Source organism: Flavobacterium panacagri, assembly GCF_030378165.1.
GTDB classification, from domain to species: Bacteria; Bacteroidota; Bacteroidia; order Flavobacteriales; family Flavobacteriaceae; genus Flavobacterium; species Flavobacterium panacagri.
Window position 1 is genome coordinate 787,026 of record NZ_CP119766.1, and the last position, 25,769, is coordinate 812,794.

Sequence of the window (25,769 nt, forward strand, 5' to 3'; positions counted from 1 at the left end):
GCAAAAATCCCAAAAGTTTGAAAAAAGCAGTCGTAATTTTAATTGTCTTGTTTTCTATTTTTTCATGTAAAAAAGCTGAAGAAAAAGTAGAAATCAAAATTACTAAACCAGCAACCAAAAAAATAGAATTCGGTTTTAATTACGCAGATTTTAATGTTGTTAATGACACTATCTCAAAAGGAGATTCTTTCGGATCTATTTTGCAAAGTCAAAATATTGGAAACAAAAAAGTACATGACATTGTAGAACAAGTTAAAGATTCTTTTAATGTAAGATCCATTCGTTACAACAAACCTTTTACCTTACTTCGTTCCAAAAACAAAACCAACAATCTTCAGGTTTTTATTTATCAGCCCGACGCTTTAAGTTATTATGTAATTGATTTGCGTGACAGCATTGCCAAAGCTTATAAAAAAATAAAACCTGTTACTTTAAAAAGAAAAATGATTGGCGGTGTTTTAAAAAGTTCTTTATCTGAAACTTTAGGAAACGAAAGTGTTGAAACCGCTTTGGCCAGCAGAATTACAAAAGTATTTTCTTGGTCCATTGACTTCTTCAAACTTAAAAAAGGAGATCGTTATGGATTAATTTTCACAGAACGTTTTATAAACGGAAAAACGTATGACGGTGTTGAAGATCTAGAAGCCGCATTTTTTGAATATAAAGGTAAAATCGTTTATGCTTTTCCATTCGAAAAAGATACTACTTCTGGAAAAATTGAATATTATGATGATGAAGGAAAAACGCTTAAAAACTTCTTCTTAAAAACACCAATTAAGTTCAGCCGAATCACGTCAAGATTCACGATGAATAGATTTCACCCAGTTCAACATACTTGGAAAGCCCACAAAGGAACTGATTATGCAGCTCCAACTGGAACACCAATTTCCACTACAGCATCTGGAGTTGTTGAAACTACAGGATACACAGCAGGGAATGGAAACTTTGTAAAAGTAAAACACAACGGAACCTACTCTACTCAATATTTACACATGTCTAAAATCTTGGTTCGCCGCGGACAGCGTGTAACACAAGGACAAACTATTGGTTTAGTCGGAAGTACAGGATTAGCTTCTGGCCCTCACGTTTGCTACCGATTCTGGAAAAATGGCGTTCAGGTAGATGCACTTCGTTTGAATCTTCCAACGGGAGAATCTTTAACAGGAAGTGACAGAACTCGTTTCATGCAAAAAATTGAACCTTTGAAAAGAGAATTAGACAGCATTGGAAATTTGTAAGATTAAATTTCTATTTTAGCAAAAAATCCCAACATCTTTATGATTGAAAATTTTATTGCTTTCCGTAGTTTTCCAACTTTAACTCAAGCCAAAGAACTTGAAACATTATTGAAAGAAAACAATATAGGAACTATTCTAGCCGACAATCTTCCTCCAGTTGACATTACATTTTCAGGAAATACTTTACAGAATCAATATGAAGTAAAAATAGATGCTTCAGATTTTGAAAAAGCTGAATTAATTTTAGAAAAAGAAACTGAAAATCTTCTTGAAACTGTCGATCCAGATTATTATTTATTGAGTTTTACTAATGAAGAGTTATACGAAATTCTCTTAAATTCTGATGAATGGAATGTTTTCGATTATAAGCTCGCTCAAAAACTTTTAACAGAACGAGGTAAAACTATAGACGGTGACATGCTGGCTTCTTTGAAAAAAGAACGCTTAAAAATTTTAGCAAAACCAGAAGAAAACCAAAAACCTTGGATTATCGCAGGATATATTTTTTCACTTTTAGGCGGTGGCATTGGAATTGTTATTGGATATTCGCTTTGGAAATCAAAGAAAACGCTTCCAAATGGCGAAAGGGTTTATTCCTATTCTGAAGAAGACAGAAAACATGGAAAAACGATATTTTATATTAGTCTTATCGTTTTTCCTCTTTCATTTATCTTTAGTATTTTCTCAAATCCAGGAAATCTAAATTTCTAAGTTTTTAATTCAAAAACAGAATCAAAATGAAGAGTACACGCCTTAGAACTATTTATCATGAAACTTTTTCTGGATTAAAATTGTTTTACAGAGATACCACCCTATCTGAAAATCTAATTTTAAATTATAAAGTCGGACAAATTATTCAGGAAAAAGGTTTTACTGATATGAGTTCGATTGGCGGAGGACTTTCTGGAAATTTGAGATATTTAATCGCGAGTTCCCATCCAAAAGATTTGTCAAAATTTAATCCTGATTCGGCAAAAATTGGACATTTTCTTTTAGATTCAATTGCTTATTTCAAAGTATTGGACATTCAGAAAATTGGTGACAAAACTCAGGTTTTTCTTTTGAATATTCCTGATATTTCTATTTCACTTTTCAAAAATTCTTCTTCCAACTTAGAAGAAGAAATTATAGAAAAAGCACAAAAACGCTTTCGCGAAAAAATCGATTTGCCTTTAATTTCAGAATTACAAACCGAAAACTGGAAAGAAAGAACTAGACTTCCTCTTGGAATGGACGAAAATGGATTATTATTTTTTGATGATTCTAAAATTAAAACTGAATCTCCAAAAAGAATTGATGTTGATATTACTAAGAAAGTTATAGAAATTAATAAAAAACCTTGGTGGAAGTTTTGGTAAAGGCAAAATTCAAAAAATCATGCAAAAATTTTTTCTGATATTTTTATCATTATTAACTGTAGGCTGTTCCAATCCAAAGGTTTTTGTTTTAAATGGAAAAGAAGAAAGCAAATATTTTGTTCAGAAACTAGTTAGCACTGCCTTCAAAAAAGATTTAATTGGAGAATCGCCTTTGATTGTAATCAACGGAATTCCATTTCAATACAATAAAAAACAAGACACCATTTTACTACCGCTTAAAAAATCTGACATTATTTCTTTAAACTTTTTAAATAAAAACAGCAGTCGCATAATTTACAATGAAAAGGAAAATGATGGAGCAATCATTATAACTTCAAAAATTCTAAAGCAAAAATTCATAAAACGTTTTCGTAACTAATTGTTATATAATCTTCAACCGTTACCCTTTTAAAAGTTATTTCAGTATTTTTGTGTTTCATAGAACAAACTCAATTATAGATAAAAATGGCTTTAAACACAACAAACCCAACTGGGACTGAAGCGTGGAAAAATCTGCAAAACCACTATAACGCAATTCACGAAACCACCATACAGGAATTGTTTCAACAAGATAGTGCACGTGCTGAAAAATTTAACTTGCAATGGAATGATTTTTTAGTAGATTATTCTAAAAATAATATCAGTCAGGAAACGGTCTCTCTTTTATTAGAATTGGCAAATTCAATCGAATTAAAAGATGCAATCTCTCAATATTTTGGAGGAGAATTAATCAACCAAACTGAAAATCGTGCAGTTCTTCATACCGCTTTACGCGCTCCAGAATCTGCAGTTATTACTGTTGACGGAGAAAATGTAATTCCGGAAGTTTATGAAGTAAAAAACAAAATCAAACAATTTACTGAAGAAGTTATTTCTGGACAAAGAAAAGGATTTACAGGAAAAACTTTTACAGATATTGTAAATATTGGAATTGGAGGTTCTGACTTAGGACCAGTTATGGCAGTGGAAGCTTTACAGTTTTACAAAAACCATTTAAACCTTCACTTCGTTTCCAACGTTGACGGTGATCACGTAAACGAAATCATTAAAAAATTAAATCCTGAAACTACTTTATTTGTAATTGTTTCTAAAACTTTTACAACTCAAGAAACACTCTCGAATTCAGAAACTATTAAAGAATGGTTTTTAAAATCGGCTACTCAGGAAGATATTGCAAAACACTTTGCCGCAGTTTCAACAAATATTCAAAAAGTAACAGAATTCGGAATTAATCCAGACAATGTTTTCCCAATGTGGGATTGGGTTGGAGGAAGATTTTCTTTATGGAGCGCCGTTGGTCTAAGCATTGCGTTGGCAGTTGGTTTTGAGAATTATAACCAATTATTAGAAGGTGCTCACGAAATGGACAACCATTTCAAATCAGCAGAATTTGACAAAAACATTCCAGTGACATTAGCTTTATTAAGTGTTTGGTACAATAATTTTTATGGTGCTGAAAGTGAAGCTTTGATTCCTTACACACAATATTTATCAAAATTAGCTCCTTACTTACAGCAAGCTACAATGGAAAGTAACGGAAAAAGTGTTGGCCGTGACGGAAAACCTGTTAATTACCAAACTGGAACAATTATTTGGGGAGAACCTGGAACAAATTCACAACACGCTTTCTTTCAATTAATTCATCAAGGAACTAAAAGAATCCCGACAGATTTTATCGGATTCGTAAAACCTCTTTATGGGAACGAAGATCATCACGATAAATTGATGTCAAACTTCTTCGCTCAGACGGAAGCTTTAATGAACGGAAAAACAGAAACGCAAGTACAAGCAGAATTCGACAAACAAGGACTTTCTGCTGATAAAGCATCGTACCTATTACCATTTAAAGTTTTCACTGGAAACAAACCAACCAATACAATTTTGATCCAAAAACTAACACCAAAAAGTTTAGGTTCTTTAATTGCATTATATGAACATAAGATTTTTGTACAGGGAGTTATTTGGAACATTTTTAGTTTTGACCAATGGGGAGTTGAATTAGGTAAGCAATTAGCGAATTCTATATTAGACGAGATCAATTCTAAGACTGTTAAAACTCATGATAGTTCAACTTCATTTTTGCTAAATCATTTCTTAAAAAATAAGTAAAAAGCAAAATTTAAAAATTTCATAACACTTTGGAACGCCTTAATTTAACCTTAATTAAGGCGTTTTTTCGCATAAAATACCGACAAAAAGAGTGAAAAAGCCGTCAATTTGCGCGTTATAGATTACAACACAATTAGAATAATTGCACTTTTAACAAAAAAGCCATATTAAAATTCAACAAATCGATATTTTTTTTATCAAAAAGAGAAAAATTCATTTTAATGCGCAACACAAAAGACAAAAGTTATTTTTCTTAACATTTCGATAACATTATCTGAGTTAATTGTTATAATTTTGCCAAAAACAAATAACAAAACAGATGAAAAAATTGTCAAAGTTTCTCTTACTGCTTTTAGCGTTTATTTATGCAGGAGATATTTATGCACAAGGTAACACAACTTCTTCTATCAATGGAGTTGTTTACGATTCGCAAAACAAGTCCCTGCCAGGAGCAACGATTCTTGCAGTTCATGAGGCTTCAGGTAGCCGTTACTCAACCACAACGGATTTTGATGGTCACTTTAGAATCTCTAACATGCGTGTTGGTGGTCCTTACAAAATTGAGGTGACTTTCATTGGTTTCACAACCTACACAGAATCAGGAGTATATTTACAACTTGGTGATTCTAAAAGTTTAAAAGCTGTCTTAAAAGACGAAACAAACCAACTTAGTGAAGTTGTAGTTGTTGGTAAAAAAGACCCAACTTTTAACTCAAAAAAGACTGGAGCTCAAACAGTTATCGACCACGATAAAATTACTGAATTACCATCTTTATCAAGAAACATTGCTGACTTTGCAAGACTTACACCTCAAGCGCAAATGCGTGGAGATGATGTAATCTCAATTGGCGGACAAAATAACAGATTCAACGCGATTTATATTGATGGAGCTGTAAATAACGACGTTTTCGGATTAGCTGCAAACGGAACAAACGGTGGACAAACAGGAGTTTCTCCAATTTCATTAGATGCGATTGAACAATTCCAAGTGAGTGTTTCTCCTTACGATGTTAAATTATCAGGATTCGCTGGAGGAGCAATTAGTGCTATTACACGTTCTGGAACAAACAACTTCGACGGTTCTGCTTATTTCTTATACAGAGATCAATCTTTAGCTGGAAAAACTCCACAAAAAGCAAGTGCTACTGCTGCAAGAAAAAGATTATCTGACTTTACTGCACAAACTTATGGTGTAAGAGCTGGAGGAGCAATCTTAAAAGATAAATTATTCTACTTCATCAACTACGAAAGACAAGATAACGAAACACCAGCTCCATTTGACATTAACAATTATACTGGTGCTATCGGAATTAGCGGTTCAAATCCTTACAGTGGGGCTTTAGCTCAACAAAGAATTGACGCTTTAACGAATCGTTTACAAACACTTTACGGTTACAATCCTGGTGTTTACAACAACAACACTCAAACTTTAGTATCTGATAAATTAATTGCTAAAGTAGACTGGAATATTAATGACAATAACAAACTTTCTGTAAAGAACAGTTATGTTAAAGCAACAAACTTCTCACCATACCGTTCAACAGCTTCTTCTTTGAACTTTGTTAATGGTGCTCAAGATTTCGAATCTATTACAAACTCTGCATCGTTAGAGTTAAATACTAGATTCAACAACAAATTCTCAAACAACCTTGTTGTTGGTTTTACAACTGTAAACGATGATAGAAATGCATCAGGAAACCCATTCCCTACAGTTGAGATTAGAGATGGCGCAGGAACAATTTATTTTGGTGCTGAAGCTAGCTCAACAGCAAACTTGTTAAAACAAAGAACTTTAACAATTACTGATAACTTTGAAATTAACGTTGGTAAACACAATATTTTAATTGGTACACACAACGAATTAACTTACGCTAAGAACTTATTCATCAGCAGTAACTTTGGTAGATACCAATTTGCAAGTTATGATAGCTTCATGAACAATGCAGCACCATCTAGATACCGTTTAGGATACTCTTTAATCGGAGGTTCAGGTGATGATTCTCTAGGAGCAGCTGAATTCAACATGAATCAATTTGGATTATACCTTCAAGATAACATTAGAGTTTCTGATAACTTCAGAGTTTCTGTAGGTGTACGTGCTGATATGCCAGTATGGGAAAGCGGAGTTACAAATACTGACTTCAACGAAAGAACTATCCCGTTATTAGAAGCTGCAGGAAAAGATCTTAAAGGTGCAAAAGTTGGACAACCAATCAAAAGCACTGTTCATTTCTCTCCTAGAGTTGGATTCAACTATGACGTAAACGGAGACAAAGAAACTCAGGTACGTGGAGGTATTGGTGTATTTACATCAAGAGTACCTTTAGTATGGCCAGGTGGAGCTTATAACAACTACGGTATGGGACAATATTTCTACGACACAAGTATTGTTACAACAGGCCCTAGACCTCTTTTCAATCCTAACACAGATATCCCAAGCCAGATGTATTCTAATGGTACTCCTGTAGGACCAGTTCCTGGAACAGGTGCAGTAGGAGGAAATGTTGACTTATTTGCAAAAGATTTCAAATTACCGCAAGTATTAAAAACAAGTATTGGATTTGACCGTAAACTTCCAGGTGGATTAGTTTTATCTGCTGAAGCGATCTTCAACGAAAACTTGAACTCAATCCAGTACCAAAACTTAAACCTTGTTGGACCACAAACTTACACTACAGGTGGAGATGTTAGACCAATTTACAATAACGTTCTTGTTGACAAAACATATTCAGGAATCTACTTAGGTTCAAACAAAAAAGCAGGTAGCGCTTGGAATACTAGTTTCACATTGACTAAGTACTTCACATCTGACTTTATCGATGCAAACATCTCTGCAACATACTCTTATGGAGAATCTAATGTTTGGATGGATGCTACAAGTTCTCAAAACAGCTCTCAATGGCAATACATCGAAACTGTTAACGGTTCAAACGCAATTTCTGGAGTATCTAGATCAGATTTTGATCAAGGATCAAGAGTTTTAGCAAACTCATCTATCAAATTCAAATGGAACAATAATATGAAAACTACTATTGGTCTATTCTACGAAGGTGCTCAAGGAACACCAATCAGCTACATCTACAATGATAGTAATGGTAGAATCATGAGAGATACAAACCAAAACTCTGCTTTGGCTTATATCCCAACTAACAAAAGCGAAGTAGTTTTAGTTGCTACTACTGCTAACCCAATGACACCAGATCAACAATGGGAAGCTTATGATGCATATATTTCAAGCAACAAATACTTGAACAGCAGAAGAGGTAAATATGCAGAACGTAACGGTGATCGTTTAGACTGGAGTCATGTTATTGACTTAAAATTAGCTCAAGAATTCAAAGTTAATGTTGGTAACAAAAGCCACAAGTTAGAGTTTACAGCTGACGTTTTCAACTTCACAAACTTGTTAAACAAAAACTGGGGAAGAAGATACTTCGCTACAAACGATCAAGTATTATTACTTCAACAAGTTGGTTTCTTAGCAAACGGAACTACTCCAACATTCAACTTCAACCCGAATGTTGCTAACACAGTTAACCAAATTGATGACGTAGGTTTACAATCATCAAGATGGCAGATGCAAGTTGGAGCTAGATATTCTTTCAACTAATAAAGAACCATCCTAAATAATAAAAACGGCATTGACTTTTAAGTTTAATGCCGTTTTTTTTTAGTCATTTTTGTTATATTTGTTTCAAACAAAAAACAAGGTTTATGTATAATTTTCTACAAAAATTTCACTCTGGCTGGGCATACTTAGCATTGCTTCTTTTGCTTGTTGCAGTGGTAAATGCCATCATCGGAGTTACTTCAAAAAAAGAGTTTACAGCTAAAGATCGTAAAATTGCTTTATTTGCTTTAATTGGAACTCATACTCAATTATTAATCGGTTTGATATTATATTTTGTGTCTCCGCTTGGAAAAGCAGCTTTTGGACAAATGTCTAATGCAGAACTTAGATTAACATCATTAGAACACCCACTAATTAATCTTATTGCTATCGTCCTAATTACAATTGGATGGTCTAAACATAAAAAGCTAATCAATAGCGAAGCTAAATTTAAAACCTTTGCTATTTTTTACGGATTAGGGTTATTGCTTATTTTAAGTAGAATTCCTTGGAACCTTTGGTTCTAGAAAATACCAATTAAAAGCCCTTTATCAGGGCTTTTTTTATCTCGGCATATTATTTGTACAAACTCCCCCCAAGTCTGAAAAAAAATAACCCATGAGAAATAAAAAAAATATTTTATTCGCCACAATCGCTCTGACTTTAATTAGCGGCTTTACGTATGTTATTAGTCAAACCAAACCTACAACAGAACCCAAAATCATTCAAGACACGGTTAAAAATGCAAGACCAAACATTATTGCATTACCTGTAGATTCTGTCTTTATAGACAAAGGCTTAAAACTTAAACCATACAAAAAAAACGCTCATGCCTCCTACTACGCAGATCGTTTTAATGGAAAAAGAACCGCAAGCGGAGCCCGATTCAATAACAACCAATACACAGCTGCTCATAAAAAAATTCCTTTTGGGACAAGAGTAAAAGTAACAAACGAAGCCAACGGAAAATTTGTTATTGTAAAAATTACAGATCGTGGTCCTTTTGTAAAAACTCGCGAAATAGATCTATCTAAAAGAGCCTTTATGGACATCACTAAACACAAAGGTGCCGGTGCAATGAAAGTTACCATTGAGACTATAGTAGAATAAAAAAATCCCGCTCAGGCGGGATTTTTTATTTAAACCAATTTTCTTAAAGTCATGGCTATTCCGGTGTGAATTCCTTCGTGGTAATTATTAAAATCTAACGCATCTTGGACATTACTCAATGTAAATCCCATACTTGTAGTATATTCATGATAATCTACAAAAAGACCACTGGCGAAATCATTTTTTGTTTTTTCTAATGTTGATATAAGAAATGCTTTTACCTCATCAACTTCGGCTTGTGAAACATCGCCTTCTGGTTTTGTGCCTTTTCGATATTTATTAATAAATTCCTCTGAAACCATTGTTGGTAAACCCGACAATTTATAAACTAATGTCTGTTGTGCAGCAACACAATGCGCTACGTTCCAAATAATATTATTATTAAATCCCTGTGGAATCTTATTTAATTGTTCCAACGAATGGTTTTCTAAAATTTTTAAAAGAATTTCTCTTATCGTTTTTTGTGTTTCAAAAACTGAGCTCATATAATTATTTTTTTTCTAAAATTAGGCATTTTTAAGTTTCAAATGAATTTTCTTTGTAGTCTAATAAAATTCAAAAAATCATGAACAAAATATATTATTTAGCCTCTTGCGACACTTGCAGAAAAATCATTAAAAGTTTACCCGAAAACGATTTGGTTTTTCAGGATATCAGACAAGATCCGATTACTGAAGAACAACTGGAAGCAATGCATAAGCTTTCTGGAAGTTACGAAGCTTTATTTAGTAGAAAAGCGCAATTATACAAATCAATGGGATTAAAAGATAAATCTTTGACGGAAGCTGATTTTAAAAAATATATCTTAGAACATTACACTTTTCTAAGCCGTCCGGTTTTTATTATTGACGGAAAAATTTACATTGGCAACAGCCAAAAAAATGTTGCTGAAGTAATAAAGGCTTTGAGTTAGATAAATCCTCTTTTAAGTACGATTGACCGCGTGAGGGATAGAAGGAAGCTACCGAAGTAGCCCGGATAGCCCGACCTTGTTGCAATAAAAGGGCGAATACACACAAAGTAAGTTTGCCCTTTTATTGCAACAAGGTCACGCCCAAATTACCTTTGACAATCGCTAAAATTTTAGAAAAAAGACATTAAACGGCTTTTCTCTTTTACAGAATAGTATTTTACGTCATAAACAGAGCAAACTTTTAATTATCTTTGCGCCTTTATACTCAATTATATGATACAATCTATGACAGGGTTTGGCAAAGCTTCTTTGCAATTGCCTACAAAAAAAATTACGGTTGAAGTAAAATCTTTAAATAGTAAAGGGTTAGATTTAAATGTAAGAATGCCATCGCTTTATCGTGAAATGGAATTGGGCTTACGAACTCAGATTTCAACTAAACTGGAAAGAGGAAAAATCGATTTTGCTATTTATGTAGAAAGTACTGCCGAACAGACTTCGACTAAAGTAAATGTTCCTGTTGTAAAGAATTATATTGCGCAATTGAGAGAGGTTTATCAAGATGCCGATGAAACAGAACTAATGAAAATGGCAGTTCGTATGCCAGATACCTTAAAAACTGAACGCGAAGAAATTGATGAAAATGACTGGGAGCAGATTCAGATAATTATTAATGAAGCACTCCAAAACATCTTAAATTTCCGTAAAGACGAAGGCGAATCTTTGGAAAAAGAATTCAATCTTCGAATTGGAAATATCCGTCAATATATGAATGATGCTTTGGCGCTTGATCCAGAGCGTGTTCAGGCCATCAAAGATCGTTTACAAACTGCAATCTCAGAATTACAAGTTAATGTTGATGAAAATCGTTTTGAACAGGAATTAATTTATTATTTAGAGAAATTAGATATTACGGAAGAAAAAGTTCGCTTAACCAATCATTTAGACTACTTTTTAGAAACCTTAAACGGTTCTGAAGCCAATGGTAGAAAATTAGGTTTTATTACTCAAGAAATGGGTCGTGAAATCAATACTATGGGTTCCAAATCGAATCATGCACAAATGCAGAAATTGGTTGTCATGATGAAGGATGAATTGGAGAAGATTAAAGAACAAGTGTTGAACGTTCTTTAAATTAAAAAAATCCCTTATTGCTCTTTCTTAGGCATGAAAACTATTTTTAAAATCATGGAGAAAGTTTTCCTGCTAATCTGCATAACGATTCTAGCAGATCGGTGTAATATTCCTCCTAAAGAATTTACTCTTATAGGAAAATGGAAAGCAATAGAATCAAGCGGACTTGATGTATCCAAAATGTTTTATATTGATATTGAAGATGGGGAAGAAATAACTTTTGAGAAAGGAAACATTGCAATTGATCATCTAAAAAATAAGGGTACATATGAAGTTTTTGAAAATAATCTTCATATTGTCTTTCCAAAAGACGAATACTATTACATTATCAGTCGTCATGAAACTGACCCTGATAAAATGTATTTAACACCAACAGATGAATATTATAGCATTCTTTGTGATGAAGGTTGCGCTTTTTTATACAAAAAAATACAATAAACAATTTCAATATAAATAAAATATTGAATTAAGGCTTAAGCTCAAAAGCCTAAAATAAAAGCACATATAATGAACAAAGGAAAATTAATTGTTTTTTCGGCACCATCAGGATCAGGAAAAACAACTATCGTAAAACATTTACTAGGGAAAGAAGATTTAAACTTAGAATTTTCAATCTCGGCAGCATCTCGTGATCCACGCGGAGAGGAAGAACACGGAAAAGATTATTATTTTATTTCGTTGGAACAATTCAAAAAACACATTAAAGCCGAAGAATTCTTAGAATGGGAAGAAGTGTACCGTGATAATTTCTACGGAACCTTAAAAGCCGAAATCGAAAGAATCTGGGCAATGGGAAAAAATGTAATTTTTGATATTGATGTTGCAGGTGGATTACGTATCAAACATAAATTTCCTGAACAAACTTTAGCTGTTTTCGTAAAACCGCCAAGCGTTGACGAACTAAAACGCAGATTAAAACAACGTTCTACAGAAAGTGAAGATAAAATCAATATGCGTATTGCAAAAGCTTCTGTGGAATTGGCCACTGCTCCTCAATTTGATACTATTATAAAAAACTACGATTTAGATACAGCTAAAGAAGAAGCTTATCAACTTGTAAAGGATTTCGTAAATAAATAATTTTATTCCGCAGAGATACACAAAGAAAAAACACAGAGATTCGCAAAGCTATTTTAAAACTTTGCGAATCTTTGTGCTATCTTAGCGAATTTCTGTGAAACTACAAAAAATGAAAATAGGCCTTTATTTCGGAACATATAACCCTATTCATGTTGGTCATTTGATTATTGCCAATCATATGGCTGAGTTTGCCGATTTAGATCAGATTTGGATGGTCGTTACACCACATAATCCGTTGAAGAAAAAGGCGACTTTATTAGACGACCAACAACGCCTTCAAATGGTTTTTCTGGCAACAGAAGATTACCCAAAGATAAAACCATCGGATATTGAGTTTAAATTACCTCAGCCGAGTTATACCGTAATTACTCTGGAACATTTAAAGGAAAAATACCCCAATCATGAGTTTTCTTTGATTATGGGAGAAGATAATCTAAAAACGCTTCATAAATGGAGAAACTATGAAGTAATTCTAGAAAACCATGATATTTATGTGTATCCGAGAATTTCTGACGAACCCGAAAATGTGGAATTAAAATCGCATCCAAAAATTCATGTTATCGATGCACCGATTGTAGAGATTTCTTCGACTTTTATTCGAAACAGTATTAAAGAGGGGAAAAATATTCAGCCTTTACTTCCTCCAAAAGTTTGGGAATATATTGATCATAATAATTTTTATAAGAAATAAAATTATCAAATTTTAAATTGCCTCCAGTTTTAACTGGAGGTTTTTTGTTTTAAAAAACAAATGGCTTTAGCCAAAATGCGGTGTTTGGCTAAAGCCATTCAAATCATTCTTATTTTACCTCCAGTTAAAACTGGAGGCAATTCATAAAAAAACCTTTTTGAAAGCTTTAAACTTTGATAAAGGTCGCATAACGTTTGCAAAATCTAATAAAAAAAGCCTGAATTCTAAATTCAGGCTTTCGTTTTATAATTAAGCTTCGATACTCACGTCGCTTTTTACTCTAGTTCGAATCTCACTCAGCGATTGATCCACTAAAAGTTTTCCATCTCTGAAAACCTCTTTCAATTCGCCTTGTTTTTCTTCTTCCCAAGACACATTATCACTTAAATGATACTTGCCATCGATTAAATCAATTTTCATCAACCCTTTGGCTGATTTTTTAGTTCCGTCATCTGTGATTGGATCTTTGAAGATCGCTCTTCCTTCTCCGTTTACTTCTCCGTAAGTTGCTTTCATTGCGAATCCGAAAGTATCTCTGGTATTGTATTGATATGTAAAAGATCCAATTCCTAAAACCACATTGGTAGAAGCAAAACCTTTTTCTTTTAATCTTTCACATATCTGAGTTGCTCTTGCTACGGTAATACTGTCTCCATAAATAGCGCCAATCTGCGGCACTAGTTCTTTGAATCCTTTAGTATTTGTTGTACCGCCAAAAACATCCCAAAGCAATTCGATTACCCCTTTTCTTTCTTGTTCTGTTTTCCCATCAGGATTTCCGCAGATAATTAGAATTGGGTCACCGCTGTCAGGACGAATTACGACTTTACCTTCTCTTGAAACGATATCTTCTCTCAACCTTGGAAGATAATCCGTTAAAACTTTCCATAAATCCCAAGTATCAGAAACGATAGAAACAATTCCTTTTGGATATACTTCTGTAATTAATCTTTTGAACGTTTCATATTCTCCTTCTGTAGTTCCCATACACATTACAGAATGTTCTGTTGCGGCAACTGAACCTGCAACTAATTCCTGATCTGAATTGGCTTTGTAATATTCTTCTAAGAAATCAATAGCCGGAATGGTATCTGATCCTGTAAAGCTTAATAAATGTCCTGCCGCAGAGGTTAAAGAAGCTTCGATACCGCCCATTCCTCTCATAGAAAAATCATGTGCCTGCCAATCTACAAATTCAGGTACAGATGAAGTTTCTGAAGCATATTTGTCCAATACCTTTCTATATTCTTTTGCAATTGTTGCTGAGTTACAAGGCAACCAGATTACGGCTGAAAGCAAAGTTTCAAAATAATTGGTCAGCCAGAAAAATTCCGGAATGGTATTGTACATCGTAAACATTGGCACTCGCAACGGAACGCTTGCTCCTTCTGGCAAAGCTTTAAAGACCATCGGAATATATCCTAAATCGTGTAAATCTTCGATATGTTTTGTACCGACTTGGTTTTCGCCCAAATAATTATTGATTCTACGAGAATATTTTTTAATTACTTCTTCTTTTGGCTGTTTGAAGAAATACTCTTCAAAATCATGAATAATGTATTTTTTAATGAAATACTGCAATCCGAAAAAGATTACCTCATCAACTTCTTCAAGTCTTGATTTTCTTGGTGTCCAGTTAGAATATACTAAACTTGTTCCATCTGGGTATTGTCTTCTGTGGTCAACTTTGTAACCATCGGTTAATAATAGTGGGTTCATATATTTTTTCTATTTATATTTTTTGTGATAATCGGTATGCTAAATCTTCAATATCATTGGATCTTGCCAAATTGTCAATCCACTTTTCTGGAATATTTTCAATTCCGTAATAAATTCCTGCCAATCCTCCAGCAATTGCACCCGTTGTATCGGTATCTTCTCCTAAGTTAACTGCTTTTAAAACTGTTTTTTCATACGAATCAGAATTTAAAAAACACCAAAAACTGGCTTCTAAACTATGCAGTACATACCCAGATGCCCGAATTTCATTTTCAGGAAATGTCCAGATATCATTTTTCAATAGCTTTTCAAATAGTTGAATTTCGACAGGATTATATTTTTTATCTTCTAAAAACTTCGAAAGAACGTTTTGCATTTCTTTATAAGCTTCGAATTTATCTTTATCTTTTAAAATCTCCAAACAATATACAACATAAATAAAACAGGCAAACCCTGAACGAAAATGAGCGTGTGTAATTGATGAAACTTCTTTTACCTTTTTATAGATAACTTCAATATCATTCTCTTTCTGAAGATAAAAAACTAATGGCAAAATACGCATTAAAGAACCATTGCCATTATCTTCTTCAAAAAAATTACCCGAATTTCTAGCTGATTCTCCTTTTACAACTCTTGCCAAAGAATGTTTTGTAGTGCCGCCAATATCAAATACTTTGTTATGCGCTCCCCAATATCCTTCCTGCATCCATTTTACAAAAGTCAGAGCCATATCTTCTATATCGTAACCTTTGCACAGACTTTCGGCAGTACAAAAAGCTAATGAACTATCGTCGCTAAATGTTCCAGGCGGCTGATTCCAGGACATAAACCCCATCATATCGACAACTGGATCCTGTTTTAATTTTTCTCTTGATTTAAATTCAACCGGAACGCCTAAAGCGTCGCCAATTGCCAAACCAAATAAACCTGATTCTATTTTATTTTTCATGATTTTTTCCCTTCCTATTAGTCAAGCAGATTTTGAATTAATTCGTCTAAAGTTTTAAACTGCTCCACTCCATATCTTTCGCAAACAATATCAATGTTTCCTTTACGCCAAAAATCTTCTTCCACAACCACTTTCATCTTTTTGGATTGCGCATAAAGTCCAAACTCCAGTAAAGAAATAGGCGACATGGTATTGGCTGCAAAATACATGATAATGATATCGGCTTTTTCTAATGCATTAAGTTCCCAATTGACCTGCTCTTTAAAATTAGGATTTTCTATCGTTTGTGACCCACTGCTGTCCCATTCCTTTCTTCTGGGATTAAAAATAATGTATTTGTCTTGCAACTGTTCTTCGCAATGTAATTGCCAGTTAATCGCTTTATCCATTTCTATAGAACCAGCTAAAAAGATGGTTTTGACATCATTCAGCAATGGTATTTCTTCGGGTGCTCTAAAAATTCTTTTCATGATTATTTATTTCTTCCTTTTTCATTTGGATAAAACATTTGCACAGCATCACTTTGCCAAAATTCCTTCGTTTCGACATCTATACAACTCAACTTTCCATAGAAACCTGCTCCCGTATCTATATTCCATACATTACATCCCTGCATCGGAATTTCGACATTATAATGTAATGTTGGCGTATGACCAATATAAACTTCATTAAAAAGCAGTAATCTTTTTGGGTATGAAAGTGAATCTTTTTGGATTCTTTTATCCATTGTCAGAGCCATTTCCCACAAAGTTCTATCCCATGAATAATTGGTTTTGTAATGTTCCTTTTCTGGCCCATGCATAGATGAAAATCCAGCATGAATAAACAAATTGTTGTTTTCGTCTACAAAATAATCTTTCATTGAACTGAAGAAATCACGATGTTTTTGTTTTTCTGAAAGTTCAATAGTATCATAACTTTCTATCGTTGATTTTCCTCCGTGCAGAAACCAAATATCGTTTATGACATTTTCTTCAAGCCATTCCTGACACCAGGCATCATGATTTCCTTTGATAAAAATGCATTCTTGTTTTTGAGATAATTCAATAAGGAAATCAATCAGTTGTTTGGATTCGCTCCAGCCGTCGACATAATCTCCCAGAAAAACAAACCGGTCATTTTCTGAATAATCGATTCTTTCCAGTAACTGAATTAATGCTTTTAATCCGCCGTGAATATCTCCAAAAACTAAAGTTCTTTTCATGACTAACTAAACTTGTTGCTTAATGCAGTATCCAATTGAATTAGAAAATCTTTTCCGAATTTATCATTCTCCAATTCTTCATATAAAAACAACGGCAATGTCTTTTCACAATTTTGCTTCTGACTTAAAATCGCCATGGACAACGCAGCAACGGTATCGGTATCTCCGCCATAACCTATTCCGATTTTCAGACAATCTTTCATAGAAGTGGCTTCTGAAACCATTTTAATAACCGCTTGTGTCGTTGGATATCCATGCATATCAATTGGAGAGGTGATTCTATAATTTTCATTCTCTTTTAAAGTTTCATTCAAAAAAGAAATCAGAGTTGATCCATCGCCCAAATTATACTTAAAATAATGAACCGCTAGCGCAATACGTTTTGCACAGCTTATTCCTTCAACAGTATGATGTGAGGTTTTTGCCTGAATCTCGCAGAACTCCAATATCTGCTTAATATCTTTTAAATATCCAATTGAATACGCTCGCATCGCAGAACCGTTCCCACTGCTACCATTATCAATTATTTTGATAAAATCTGAACCATTTTTACTTGCATCCAAAGCATTATAAACTCTGTCTGAATAACCGCGTCTTTTATCTCTGTGAAAAACCTCTACAAACTTATCTGCAACCTTAATTTCGTTCCAATTATCATCTTCCAGTAGCAATTCTGAAATCGCAATTGCCATCTGAGTATCATCAGTATATCTTTTATAAATCTCAGTATACATTCCGTGTTTATAATACTGCGTCAGATTATTGTTTGGAGTAATGAAATCAAGGTCTCTAAACTCAAAACCTGCACCATATGCATCACCTATTGCCGCTTCTAAAATCATAATCTTCTAATTTATTTAAAACTCAATATATTTTGCGGGAACTTCATCTGTAAGCCAGACATTGTTTTCGGACAAATAAAATTTGAATCCGTCTCTAAACATGGCACCGCTTCTAATAGTTAAAATTTGTGGAATTCCTCTTCTGCTTCCTACTTTTGTTGCGGTCTCTTTGTCTTTGGAAAGATGTACATGCTGACGGCTCATTTTTTTCAAACCTTCATTTCTGATATTTTCCATAAATTTTCCGACTGTTCCGTGGTACAAATATTCTGAAGGTTCTGTTTCTGCTAAGTCTAATTCAACCGAAATAGAATGTCCCTGACTTGCACGAATTTTGGTTTTATCTTCGTTATAAGCAAAACGCTTTTTGTCGTTATTTTCTACAACGTAATCCAAAAGTGCTGCATCGAGACGATTCCCTTTTTTACTACATTTTTCTATTAATTCATTGACATCTGCCCAGCCATTTTCGTCTAATTTTAATCCGATTTTTTCTGGCGAATGTCTGAGCACCAGACTCAAAAACTTGCTGACGCTCTTTGCTATATTTTCATTCATTTTAATATTTTTTTAGAAGTCATACACAATGACCTCAACATTGTTATCCGAAAGCGTTTTAAGAATGATTGGTTCAATCATTTCCCATTTTCCGCCTGCTAAGCCGCATCCAATTCTAGGCATATGAATAGATGCATTATTTGTTTTTGCAAATTCAGAAACCGTTTTTAATCCCTCTTCAATAGCATTATATCGAATTGGAGCTCCGCCGTTTTCGTCTTTATTTATTTTATGCTGTCCAATTAAATTCGCTACCCATAAATCTTCTTCAACTTGGACAAACTGCACTTTACCTAATTCAAAATCATTTTTCGTTTTAAACCATTCGCGATATTGTTTTTCAGGCTCTTTCCATCTTTTTGAAATGGCCATCACAAATCCTTTTCCCCATCCACCAATGTCATTGCAAACGTGAACGATTATTTTGTTTCCTGATGTTTGAGGCGATGTTGCATCTCCTTTTGTATATTGAATCTCTTTCATTTTTTAATCATTTTTATTCGAACGTTCCTATGGAACGCAAATACAATCTGGTAACATTTTTTTCTACCGATGAAATGTTCCGACGGAACATCTACAAAAGGTTTTTGTAAATCTTGTAATTTTCATCATCGAAGCATACAAATATTACCTTTTCTATTTCCTCTGATTTATCGAAATCTTTTATCGTTTTTACTGCAATTTGTGCCGCTTTATCTTTTGGAAAATGATAAATTCCAGTACTAATATTCGGAAAAGCAATAGATTTTATTCCATTTTGAATAGCTATATTCAAACTATTTTTGTAACAGTCCGCTAACAATTTAGATTTTTCCTCTTTATCGCCATTCCAGACTGGGCCAACTGTATGAATAACATATTGTGATGGTAAATTTCCTGCCGTTGTGATAACCGCATCACCTGTTTTACAACCGCCCTGTTTATTTCGAATTTGGATACATTCCTCTAAAATTGCTTTTCCTCCCTTTCTGTGAATCGCTCCATCAACACCTCCGCCGCCTAATAAAGATGTGTTTGCCGCGTTGACAATGGCGTCAACCTCTATTTCTGTTATATCCGCTTTTAGAAGTTCAATTTTCATATTTTACACAATTATCTCAATTCATCCCTAACTTCCATCAAAGCAAAACCCAACAAATTCAAACCTTTCCATTTTTCAGGATTTAGCGCCTCACTATGATCACTTGCCATTCCAATTCCCCAGATTGGATCAACTGGACTTGCTTCTACAATAACTCTTTCGTTAGTGTTTAACAGAAACGTTTTCAAATCAGGGTTTTGACTGAACTTATGAAAATTTCCTTCTTTTACAATTTCAAATCGGTTTTCCAACCAGATTTTGTCATCGTAATTTCTCACTTTGCGACCTAATTTTTTGGCTTCGGCCGGAGAATTGCAGTTTATGATTTTTTCTAAGATTTCCTGATCCTTGAATAATTCGGCCTTTTTCGCCATCATCCAGTGTTCTGCAGTTTTATAAGTCATACCATTAACTTCGAATGAACTTATCCACCATTGGCTGAAGCAGGTTTTTGTAATCGTTCCATCTTTACTTGCCTGATGTCCCCAGAAAAATAAAAATTTACTTTCTGGAGCTATATTTTCTATATTGTATTTCATTTTTTCTATTTATTGAAACAAAGAAGTTATCACTTTAAAATCTTTAGAGTCTGGCGAAAATGATCCGTAAATCGTATTGAAATCTGTTGTCAACTTTTCAAATTCATATTCTTTTTCTAACTGATCCATACAGGTTACCACCAAATTTCTTTTCGCATTCGGACTGTAAGCTGCATCTAATTGTAATGCGTAATTCAACAAATCGTAATCCAAATCCCCAAATCTGAGCTGTTTTTGATATTCGTTGAAAACACAGGTCTCTTCTTCGTTGTTTTTTAATTGTATTTCTCTTTCATTTGGCATCCAGCCGTGGCCGTGTCTTGTGCTGTAACTTCTGGTTACATAATAAATTTCTACCTCTTCAATTTTCAGTTTATTACAGATTTCAACTGCATTTTTTGAAGTGGTATTCGCATAAGTAACATTCGGAAAAACACCGTGATCCATATCAAGCAAAATTCCCTGACTTCCTTCAAAAATTAAATTATTATATTTTGAAAGAAAACTGTAATTGGCAATATTCCATTTGATGTTATCAACTGCTTCAAGATACGCCTGAACTTCCTGATCGATATCGGGTTCGTTTAAAAAACCGTAGTAATAGGCAATTTGGTTTAACTTTTCTAAAAGCATTTCGCGAGGCGCAATCAAATCAATGGCAAACAATTTATATGGCCCTTCGTTTCTTTTCATGGTAGAACCAATGCCCTTTCCGCAGGTTCCGTGGTCAATGTTTCTCGCGTTTCCTCTGTTGTGCCAAACATCAAACGGAGTAGTGACTTTTGCTAAAGGATGAATATATAAATCCAGATTAGCATTTTTTTCTTTCAATTCTTCTCTTTCATTAAATAAAAAAAGCGGATGAATTGTACAGTGTTCACTGTAATAAGATGGAAGTCCGCGTAACGCACCACTAGCAAAACTAGAATGGACGTGTTTTTGATTGCCAATCATAACCGTGTGCGCCGCCTGCTGTCCTCCCGAAAACCGAATAACTATAGATTCAGGATTTTGTTTTGCCAGAAAATCTGTTGTTATTCCTTTTCCTTCATCGCCAAATCCTAAACCTATAACTATTTGTGCTGTTTTCATTTTCACTTAATTGTTGCGTAATTATTTTTAAACACATAGAATCATAGACTTTCGAAACTTAAAAAAGGCGTTTCACTTGCATTAATTCACATTCCCGATAGCTATCGGGACTATGTGTTAGAAACTAGTTTCTTTCTTTAATCTTTCAAATTCAAAATAAAAATCTATGTCTCTATGTGTTTAAAAAATTTAAAGCATTTCTATACTATCTAAACCTGTGTCGTTTGTATCAGAAACTGGTATAGTCCCTAAACCTGAACCTGAATTTTTATGTTTATCGCAGATGATTTTCTTGATTACATTTGGAATTTCCCTGTGATCTTCGATAGACAAACAGTTTTGTCCTAACAATTCTTTCCATTCCACATCGGCATTAATCGCTTGTCCTGAATGCAAAACACTAATGTGGTACACATCGTATTTTTTCTGTGCTTCTGCCAATAACTCAAGATGTGTATAAGTCTGTTGTCCCTGACCCATAATTTCTTTAATGGCTGATGCTGGAAGCGTTTTTAATCCAGGTTCATCGCCTACTGTAAACAACAATCCTTTTTGCCCTCTTTTTTCGAAAGCATCTGTTTTGGTATGAAAGGCTGCGAAATACCACGCTAAAAGATAACTTTCACCGGCATTTCCTCCTCCTCCACCTTCAATATAAGTTCTTGTCAACCACATATCCAGCTCTTCGTCACCAGATTCAAATTGCCCTACTTGCAAAGGATATCTGTCACATTCGTGATCGCCAATTCCCAAGAATAAAAGTGCCGGATCTGGAACGCCTCCCTGAATAATTCCGCCCATTAATTTTGGAAGTCCTTCTTTTATCAATTCGTGCGGAATATGTCCCATACTTCCTGTAACGTCCAGTCCTAAAATAATTGGAACTGTATTGGGATGAACGTCTGAATCTCTCGCTTCTCTAAAAACCACTCCATTTGGATTCATAGATTCATGCGCCATTCTTAGTGCATTCTGTGTAAATATCTCGCTAGCTGATTTGCTGGCATATCCTACTTTTTTTGCTCTGTCTTCACGAGCACCGAAATCATATCTTGTACCTCCCATGACTAAAATGTTTTACCAAATAAATACTCAAATCTCTTTTTTGTTACTTCAAACTGGATATTCAAATTTCTGATGGTCAGCGCAAGCTCCATATCTTTTTGTACAAAAGCTTCTGGCTGAAAATCGGCAAAGGTTAAACTGTTTTTATCCAGCGGACTAATATCGATCAATCCTTCTTGTTCTCTTTCGAGTCTTTTTATTTTTAATTCGATGTCTTCGACTCTTCGTCTGTATATTAATTCTGAATCCTCACCAATTGTTTTGGCTCTGTCTTCTCTAATCTGATCATTGTTTCTTCTTAAAGATTCAATAAATCTTGGTTTTAAATCGCTCATTGTTTTGTGGTTTTTGTTTCAAGTTTTTCTTGTTTCAAGTTGTGCACTGAACTTAAAATTTGGGTTTTAAACCGGAAACGGTTAATAGTATTTTTTTGTTTCAGGTTTTACGTTCCTAAAAGCAACTTGAAACGTGAAACATGAAACTTTTTAAACTAATTCAGCACCTCTTCAAACTGCTGGAAATTTGCATTTTTATCAGAGTATATGGCAAAAACAATCTTTTTAAAAGCGCCTGAATATTTTTCTTCAATAATTTCTTTGAACAAATGCGCTACATCTTTGGCTTCATTTCTAAAAACGCCGCATCCCCAAGCTCCTAAAATTAAGATGTCACATTTTTGATTTGCAGCAATGGCTAATACTTTATCCATTCTTTTTTTGAAAACCTCTTTTGTTGCCGCAATTTCTTCTTTTCTATTATGCTGTATCATCGCACCTTTATTTGGTGCTGGTGCCGTAATCACATCTACAACGAATGGTTTTTCAAAATAATCTCCATTATCATCATTCCAAAACAGAACATTTGGACTGTAAATCATGTAATCTGAATATAAAAACGAAGACTGATTTCTGTTAAAGTCATACATCGTTTTGTCTTTAATCTGCGTTTCATAAAGACTGGAAGATCTAGCCAGACTTTCTTCCTGAGCCGAAGCTCCTCCTAAGAATCCACCGCCTGGATTTTTTGCCGAAGCAAAATTCAAAACACAGATTCTATCCTTTTCCTCCTGAACAATTGCCTCAATTGTCGAACAAACTTTAACAACAATTTCTGTTTCAAAATTATTCTCAATTGGTCTTTCTAAGATTGCATCCCAATCGTTTGGCGCAATGGTAAACGTATTTTTTATGGACTCTTCGAGTTCTTTTTTTACGTCAATCTTATTTCCTTTATATTCATAGAAACCATTTTTTATGATTTCCAAAGTTTTATTTGCTATTTCTACTCTATAATTTTTATTCATAATTTTAATTTTACAACCTCAACCGTTTCGCCGTCAAAGTCTTTAAAAGAGTTCGTTGTAAAAATGCCGTCAAAGCAATTTAAAACTTCGAAACCTTTATTGAAAATTCCGTGGCTTACGGCTAAGTACAGTTTTCCTGCATTTTTCTTTTTCAATTCTTCGGCCAAACCAACAAAGGTTCCGCCACCGTCGCAGATATCATCTACAATTAAACAATCCATTCCCTGCAAATCCTCTTCGTAAACTTTAAATCCAGACAGTTTTCCTGTTTTTACATCTCGGCTTTTACTGCATTCTACCACCTCAACGCCACCCAAATATTCAGAAACTTTATAGATTTTCTTCAAAGCACCTCCGTCTGGAGAAATCAGTTTTACGTTTTGACCAATTTTATTTAGCACTTCTTTGATAAAAGTATAGTTCGGGATCACAGTACTATTATTCAATAAAGCCGGACTTACTTCAGAGTGTGCATCAAAAACAAACACTTTATTCAATTGCATGGCATTGATAATGTCTGCGTACACTTTTACAGATAAAGGTTCTCCAGGAATCATAACACGGTCTTGTCTTGCAGCAGGGAAGTACGGAATAAAAAGATCGATGATCTTAACGTCCATTCTGCGTAACGCATCTACTGTGATACACAACAAACCTAAATCGTTGAATGAATTCAATCTGTGTGTAATCGTTACTTTCTGATTCACATCAAAATCCGGATTGATTTTAATGTGCGGTTCTCCGCCAGAAAATGTAAAACTTTGAAATTTGATTTCTTCCTGATTTTGAATCGGAGCGAATTTTGGGTCGAGATTTAGTATCATAGTGTTGTAGTTTGCGTTAATTATACGCAAATGTAGAATTAAATTTTGAATAAACAATTTGTTTTGTGTAAAAATTACGCAAACTTTATTTCGAAATGAAAGCCTTTTTCAATCAATTCGCTGTATTTCAACTTATTAAACTTAAAAAGTTTTGCCGGACGACCAGTTTTAACGGGTGAAAATTTTTCTGTCTCCTCTAAAATTCCGTAACTGAGTATTTTTTTTCTGAAGTTTCTGCGGTCAATTTCTTTTTCTAAAATCGTACAATACAGGTTTTCTAGATCTGAAAAAAGGAATTCTTCCGGTAATAAATCGAAGCCAATTGGTTCGTAAGTCAATTTTGCTTTCAATCTTTCAATTCCTTTTTGAAGTATACTATTATGATCGAATGCCAAAGGTGGAATTTCATCAATCTTAAACCATTGTACTCTTTCAGCATCTGTATCGGCTTTAATTTCTAGATTGGAAGCATCTACTAAAGCATAATAAGCAACAGAAATTACACGGTTTCTGGAATCTCTGTAAATATCATCTCCAAAAGTATATAACTGTTCCATAAACGTAAGCTGTACATTGGTTTCTTCGTGCAATTCCCGAATAACAGCATCACTCAAAGATTCTGAGTTTTGAACTAAACCGCCTGGCAAAGCCCAATATTTTTCTGAAGTTCCAAATTGCTGTTCAATCAATAACGCATACAAATCATTGTTTTTATAACCAAAAACAATCGCATCAACCGCAATTCTAATATTTTGTAAATTTTCCATAATCAAAAATCGTATCAAACAAATATAACGAATGAGAGTCAATTTTATAATCTAATGCAAAAGCATAAATTATAAAACTGACTCTCACTAAATATCTTTTTCTTTTTCGGTTATCTAATTTACCGTAACATTTTTCTTTGGGCTTACAGTACAACTTCCTCCGTCTTTGGAAAGCGTTACATCTGCTTTTACTTCAAATGTTCCAGTCGCACTGTAAGCATGCGATACAGCTCCGGTAGTTCCGGTTACAGTTTGTGCAGGAGTTCCATCTCCAAAAGTCCATTTTACAGAAGTTACGGTATTGCTGCCGCTGTATTGTATGGAGTAATTAATTATTTTCGAATTAGTTCCGTCTGCCGAATGTTTTAATTCGGTTAAAATAGAATCACCAAAACAATCTACAATTGCTGCATCATCACTCTTACTGCAAGAATTGATCATAAAAAACAACATGGTAAACATTAAAACTGTTGCAATCTTTTTCATAATTGGAAATTTTAGTGGTTTGTATTCTCAAATTTATTCTTTTAAAAGATGCCGTCAAAAGAAAAAGAAAGAATTTTCAATCATTAAAAAATATAAT

30 protein-coding genes are annotated in these 25,769 nt (G+C 34.0%); 13 read left to right on the plus strand and 17 right to left on the minus strand.

What is annotated here, in order from left to right; all coding sequences use genetic code 11:
* Positions 1 to 17 precede the first annotated feature (17 nt).
* The 8 genes from P2W65_RS03715 to P2W65_RS03750 all read left to right on the plus strand — a co-directional run bounded on the left by P2W65_RS03715 (position 18) and on the right by P2W65_RS03750 (position 9,425).
* The gene (locus P2W65_RS03715; RefSeq protein WP_289663621.1) at positions 18 to 1,238 is read left to right on the plus strand and encodes a M23 family metallopeptidase; all 1,221 of its coding nucleotides are present in this window, start codon (positions 18 to 20) and stop codon (positions 1,236 to 1,238) included.
* Between the two features lie 39 nt (positions 1,239 to 1,277).
* Positions 1,278 to 1,949: a hypothetical protein gene (locus P2W65_RS03720; protein ID WP_289663622.1), complete on the plus strand. Its 672-nt coding sequence runs from the start codon at positions 1,278 to 1,280 to the stop codon at positions 1,947 to 1,949.
* A 26-nt stretch (positions 1,950 to 1,975) separates the two neighbouring features.
* On the plus strand, positions 1,976 to 2,596 hold the full coding sequence (locus P2W65_RS03725) for a hypothetical protein (protein WP_289663624.1): 621 nt from the start codon (positions 1,976 to 1,978) through the stop codon (positions 2,594 to 2,596).
* Between the two features lie 19 nt (positions 2,597 to 2,615).
* Positions 2,616 to 2,975 (plus strand): hypothetical protein, encoded by a 360-nt coding sequence (locus P2W65_RS03730; RefSeq protein WP_289663626.1) that lies wholly within the window; start codon positions 2,616 to 2,618, stop codon positions 2,973 to 2,975.
* Positions 2,976 to 3,061: 86 nt separating this feature from the next.
* A complete protein-coding gene (pgi, locus tag P2W65_RS03735) occupies positions 3,062 to 4,705 on the plus strand; it encodes a glucose-6-phosphate isomerase (protein WP_289663627.1) in 1,644 nt (547 codons plus the stop codon).
* A 319-nt stretch (positions 4,706 to 5,024) separates the two neighbouring features.
* Complete coding sequence (locus P2W65_RS03740) at positions 5,025 to 8,315, plus strand: TonB-dependent receptor (protein WP_289663628.1); 3,291 nt, start codon at positions 5,025 to 5,027, stop codon at positions 8,313 to 8,315.
* A 104-nt stretch (positions 8,316 to 8,419) separates the two neighbouring features.
* Positions 8,420 to 8,842 (plus strand): hypothetical protein, encoded by a 423-nt coding sequence (locus tag P2W65_RS03745; RefSeq protein WP_095953867.1) that lies wholly within the window; start codon positions 8,420 to 8,422, stop codon positions 8,840 to 8,842.
* Between the two features lie 91 nt (positions 8,843 to 8,933).
* Positions 8,934 to 9,425, plus strand: a complete 492-nt coding sequence (locus tag P2W65_RS03750; RefSeq protein WP_289663629.1) for a septal ring lytic transglycosylase RlpA family protein — start codon at positions 8,934 to 8,936, stop codon at positions 9,423 to 9,425.
* 29 nt (positions 9,426 to 9,454) lie between these two features.
* Here the strand turns inward: P2W65_RS03750 and P2W65_RS03755 are convergent, their stop codons facing one another.
* A complete protein-coding gene (locus tag P2W65_RS03755) occupies positions 9,455 to 9,910 on the minus strand; it encodes a DinB family protein (protein WP_289663631.1) in 456 nt (151 codons plus the stop codon).
* Between the two features lie 80 nt (positions 9,911 to 9,990).
* Here P2W65_RS03755 and P2W65_RS03760 point away from each other — a divergent pair, with 80 nt between their 5' ends.
* The 5 genes from P2W65_RS03760 to nadD all read left to right on the plus strand — a co-directional run bounded on the left by P2W65_RS03760 (position 9,991) and on the right by nadD (position 13,243).
* Entirely contained in the window at positions 9,991 to 10,338 is a 348-nt protein-coding gene (locus tag P2W65_RS03760; RefSeq protein ID WP_289663633.1) for an arsenate reductase family protein, read from the plus strand.
* A 273-nt stretch (positions 10,339 to 10,611) separates the two neighbouring features.
* On the plus strand, positions 10,612 to 11,472 hold the full coding sequence (locus P2W65_RS03765; RefSeq protein WP_289663634.1) for a YicC/YloC family endoribonuclease: 861 nt from the start codon (positions 10,612 to 10,614) through the stop codon (positions 11,470 to 11,472).
* Between the two features lie 54 nt (positions 11,473 to 11,526).
* Positions 11,527 to 11,910, plus strand: coding sequence for a hypothetical protein (locus P2W65_RS03770; RefSeq protein ID WP_179004165.1), 384 nt, complete (start codon positions 11,527 to 11,529; stop codon positions 11,908 to 11,910).
* 69 nt (positions 11,911 to 11,979) lie between these two features.
* Positions 11,980 to 12,552 carry a guanylate kinase gene (gene gmk, locus P2W65_RS03775; protein ID WP_179004163.1) on the plus strand — a complete coding sequence of 191 codons (573 nt, stop codon included), beginning with the start codon at positions 11,980 to 11,982 and terminating at the stop codon, positions 12,550 to 12,552.
* Positions 12,553 to 12,661: 109 nt separating this feature from the next.
* A complete protein-coding gene (nadD, locus tag P2W65_RS03780) occupies positions 12,662 to 13,243 on the plus strand; it encodes a nicotinate (nicotinamide) nucleotide adenylyltransferase (protein WP_091494376.1) in 582 nt (193 codons plus the stop codon).
* Positions 13,244 to 13,492: 249 nt separating this feature from the next.
* Here nadD and P2W65_RS03785 read toward each other — a convergent pair whose 3' ends face one another.
* The 16 genes from P2W65_RS03785 to P2W65_RS03860 all read right to left on the minus strand — a co-directional run bounded on the left by P2W65_RS03785 (position 13,493) and on the right by P2W65_RS03860 (position 25,672).
* Positions 13,493 to 14,962, minus strand: a complete 1,470-nt coding sequence (locus P2W65_RS03785) for a nicotinate phosphoribosyltransferase (RefSeq protein WP_289663635.1) — start codon at positions 14,960 to 14,962, stop codon at positions 13,493 to 13,495.
* 13 nt (positions 14,963 to 14,975) lie between these two features.
* Complete coding sequence (locus P2W65_RS03790) at positions 14,976 to 15,911, minus strand: ADP-ribosylglycohydrolase family protein (RefSeq protein WP_289663636.1); 936 nt, start codon at positions 15,909 to 15,911, stop codon at positions 14,976 to 14,978.
* Between the two features lie 17 nt (positions 15,912 to 15,928).
* Positions 15,929 to 16,381, minus strand: coding sequence for a nucleoside 2-deoxyribosyltransferase domain-containing protein (locus tag P2W65_RS03795; protein ID WP_289663637.1), 453 nt, complete (start codon positions 16,379 to 16,381; stop codon positions 15,929 to 15,931).
* 2 nt (positions 16,382 to 16,383) lie between these two features.
* Complete coding sequence (locus tag P2W65_RS03800; protein WP_289663638.1) at positions 16,384 to 17,115, minus strand: metallophosphoesterase family protein; 732 nt, start codon at positions 17,113 to 17,115, stop codon at positions 16,384 to 16,386.
* A 2-nt stretch (positions 17,116 to 17,117) separates the two neighbouring features.
* Positions 17,118 to 17,957, minus strand: coding sequence for an ADP-ribosylglycohydrolase family protein (locus tag P2W65_RS03805; protein ID WP_289663639.1), 840 nt, complete (start codon positions 17,955 to 17,957; stop codon positions 17,118 to 17,120).
* 15 nt (positions 17,958 to 17,972) lie between these two features.
* A complete protein-coding gene (locus P2W65_RS03810; protein WP_289663640.1) occupies positions 17,973 to 18,515 on the minus strand; it encodes an RNA 2'-phosphotransferase in 543 nt (180 codons plus the stop codon).
* A 12-nt stretch (positions 18,516 to 18,527) separates the two neighbouring features.
* Positions 18,528 to 18,998 carry a macro domain-containing protein gene (locus tag P2W65_RS03815; RefSeq protein ID WP_289663641.1) on the minus strand — a complete coding sequence of 157 codons (471 nt, stop codon included), beginning with the start codon at positions 18,996 to 18,998 and terminating at the stop codon, positions 18,528 to 18,530.
* Positions 18,999 to 19,089: 91 nt separating this feature from the next.
* Positions 19,090 to 19,596, minus strand: a complete 507-nt coding sequence (locus tag P2W65_RS03820) for an O-acetyl-ADP-ribose deacetylase (RefSeq protein WP_289663643.1) — start codon at positions 19,594 to 19,596, stop codon at positions 19,090 to 19,092.
* 11 nt (positions 19,597 to 19,607) lie between these two features.
* Positions 19,608 to 20,135 carry a riboflavin biosynthesis intermediates N-glycosidase gene (ybiA, locus tag P2W65_RS03825; RefSeq protein ID WP_289663645.1) on the minus strand — a complete coding sequence of 176 codons (528 nt, stop codon included), beginning with the start codon at positions 20,133 to 20,135 and terminating at the stop codon, positions 19,608 to 19,610.
* Positions 20,136 to 20,144: 9 nt separating this feature from the next.
* Entirely contained in the window at positions 20,145 to 21,227 is a 1,083-nt protein-coding gene (locus P2W65_RS03830; RefSeq protein ID WP_289663646.1) for an adenylosuccinate synthetase, read from the minus strand.
* A gap of 189 nt (positions 21,228 to 21,416) precedes the next feature.
* Complete coding sequence (locus tag P2W65_RS03835; RefSeq protein ID WP_289663647.1) at positions 21,417 to 22,292, minus strand: hypothetical protein; 876 nt, start codon at positions 22,290 to 22,292, stop codon at positions 21,417 to 21,419.
* Between the two features lie 2 nt (positions 22,293 to 22,294).
* Positions 22,295 to 22,627 (minus strand): hypothetical protein, encoded by a 333-nt coding sequence (locus P2W65_RS03840; protein ID WP_068842008.1) that lies wholly within the window; start codon positions 22,625 to 22,627, stop codon positions 22,295 to 22,297.
* 155 nt (positions 22,628 to 22,782) lie between these two features.
* Complete coding sequence (locus tag P2W65_RS03845; RefSeq protein WP_289663648.1) at positions 22,783 to 23,595, minus strand: TIGR02452 family protein; 813 nt, start codon at positions 23,593 to 23,595, stop codon at positions 22,783 to 22,785.
* Entirely contained in the window at positions 23,592 to 24,419 is an 828-nt protein-coding gene (gene prs, locus P2W65_RS03850; protein ID WP_289663650.1) for a ribose-phosphate diphosphokinase, read from the minus strand. Before prs ends, P2W65_RS03845 begins: the two co-directional genes overlap by 4 nt.
* Before the next feature lie 74 nt (positions 24,420 to 24,493).
* Complete coding sequence (locus tag P2W65_RS03855; protein ID WP_289663651.1) at positions 24,494 to 25,186, minus strand: NUDIX hydrolase; 693 nt, start codon at positions 25,184 to 25,186, stop codon at positions 24,494 to 24,496.
* Positions 25,187 to 25,300: 114 nt separating this feature from the next.
* Entirely contained in the window at positions 25,301 to 25,672 is a 372-nt protein-coding gene (locus tag P2W65_RS03860; RefSeq protein ID WP_289663652.1) for a PKD domain-containing protein, read from the minus strand.
* Positions 25,673 to 25,769 lie beyond the last annotated feature (97 nt).

What these genes read in the sequence shown, in the direction of transcription:
- P2W65_RS03720 (WP_289663622.1), top strand. Translation starts at nt 1,278, where the DNA reads ATGATTGAAAATTTTATTGCTTTCCGTAGTTTTCCAACTTTAACTCAA.
- P2W65_RS03725 (WP_289663624.1), top strand. Translation starts at nt 1,976, where the DNA reads ATGAAGAGTACACGCCTTAGAACTATTTATCATGAAACTTTTTCTGGA.
- P2W65_RS03730 (WP_289663626.1), top strand. Translation starts at nt 2,616, where the DNA reads ATGCAAAAATTTTTTCTGATATTTTTATCATTATTAACTGTAGGCTGT.
- pgi (WP_289663627.1), top strand. Translation starts at nt 3,062, where the DNA reads ATGGCTTTAAACACAACAAACCCAACTGGGACTGAAGCGTGGAAAAAT.
- P2W65_RS03740 (WP_289663628.1), top strand. Translation starts at nt 5,025, where the DNA reads ATGAAAAAATTGTCAAAGTTTCTCTTACTGCTTTTAGCGTTTATTTAT.
- P2W65_RS03745 (WP_095953867.1), top strand. Translation starts at nt 8,420, where the DNA reads ATGTATAATTTTCTACAAAAATTTCACTCTGGCTGGGCATACTTAGCA.
- P2W65_RS03750 (WP_289663629.1), top strand. Translation starts at nt 8,934, where the DNA reads ATGAGAAATAAAAAAAATATTTTATTCGCCACAATCGCTCTGACTTTA.
- P2W65_RS03755 (WP_289663631.1), bottom strand. Translation starts at nt 9,910, where the DNA reads ATGAGCTCAGTTTTTGAAACACAAAAAACGATAAGAGAAATTCTTTTA.
- P2W65_RS03760 (WP_289663633.1), top strand. Translation starts at nt 9,991, where the DNA reads ATGAACAAAATATATTATTTAGCCTCTTGCGACACTTGCAGAAAAATC.
- P2W65_RS03765 (WP_289663634.1), top strand. Translation starts at nt 10,612, where the DNA reads ATGATACAATCTATGACAGGGTTTGGCAAAGCTTCTTTGCAATTGCCT.
- P2W65_RS03770 (WP_179004165.1), top strand. Translation starts at nt 11,527, where the DNA reads ATGGAGAAAGTTTTCCTGCTAATCTGCATAACGATTCTAGCAGATCGG.
- gmk (WP_179004163.1), top strand. Translation starts at nt 11,980, where the DNA reads ATGAACAAAGGAAAATTAATTGTTTTTTCGGCACCATCAGGATCAGGA.
- nadD (WP_091494376.1), top strand. Translation starts at nt 12,662, where the DNA reads ATGAAAATAGGCCTTTATTTCGGAACATATAACCCTATTCATGTTGGT.
- P2W65_RS03785 (WP_289663635.1), bottom strand. Translation starts at nt 14,962, where the DNA reads ATGAACCCACTATTATTAACCGATGGTTACAAAGTTGACCACAGAAGA.
- P2W65_RS03790 (WP_289663636.1), bottom strand. Translation starts at nt 15,911, where the DNA reads ATGAAAAATAAAATAGAATCAGGTTTATTTGGTTTGGCAATTGGCGAC.
- P2W65_RS03795 (WP_289663637.1), bottom strand. Translation starts at nt 16,381, where the DNA reads ATGAAAAGAATTTTTAGAGCACCCGAAGAAATACCATTGCTGAATGAT.
- P2W65_RS03800 (WP_289663638.1), bottom strand. Translation starts at nt 17,115, where the DNA reads ATGAAAAGAACTTTAGTTTTTGGAGATATTCACGGCGGATTAAAAGCA.
- P2W65_RS03805 (WP_289663639.1), bottom strand. Translation starts at nt 17,957, where the DNA reads ATGATTTTAGAAGCGGCAATAGGTGATGCATATGGTGCAGGTTTTGAG.
- P2W65_RS03810 (WP_289663640.1), bottom strand. Translation starts at nt 18,515, where the DNA reads ATGAATGAAAATATAGCAAAGAGCGTCAGCAAGTTTTTGAGTCTGGTG.
- P2W65_RS03815 (WP_289663641.1), bottom strand. Translation starts at nt 18,998, where the DNA reads ATGAAAGAGATTCAATATACAAAAGGAGATGCAACATCGCCTCAAACA.
- P2W65_RS03820 (WP_289663643.1), bottom strand. Translation starts at nt 19,596, where the DNA reads ATGAAAATTGAACTTCTAAAAGCGGATATAACAGAAATAGAGGTTGAC.
- ybiA (WP_289663645.1), bottom strand. Translation starts at nt 20,135, where the DNA reads ATGAAATACAATATAGAAAATATAGCTCCAGAAAGTAAATTTTTATTT.
- P2W65_RS03830 (WP_289663646.1), bottom strand. Translation starts at nt 21,227, where the DNA reads ATGAAAACAGCACAAATAGTTATAGGTTTAGGATTTGGCGATGAAGGA.
- P2W65_RS03835 (WP_289663647.1), bottom strand. Translation starts at nt 22,292, where the DNA reads ATGGGAGGTACAAGATATGATTTCGGTGCTCGTGAAGACAGAGCAAAA.
- P2W65_RS03840 (WP_068842008.1), bottom strand. Translation starts at nt 22,627, where the DNA reads ATGAGCGATTTAAAACCAAGATTTATTGAATCTTTAAGAAGAAACAAT.
- P2W65_RS03845 (WP_289663648.1), bottom strand. Translation starts at nt 23,595, where the DNA reads ATGAATAAAAATTATAGAGTAGAAATAGCAAATAAAACTTTGGAAATC.
- prs (WP_289663650.1), bottom strand. Translation starts at nt 24,419, where the DNA reads ATGATACTAAATCTCGACCCAAAATTCGCTCCGATTCAAAATCAGGAA.
- P2W65_RS03855 (WP_289663651.1), bottom strand. Translation starts at nt 25,186, where the DNA reads ATGGAAAATTTACAAAATATTAGAATTGCGGTTGATGCGATTGTTTTT.
- P2W65_RS03860 (WP_289663652.1), bottom strand. Translation starts at nt 25,672, where the DNA reads ATGAAAAAGATTGCAACAGTTTTAATGTTTACCATGTTGTTTTTTATG.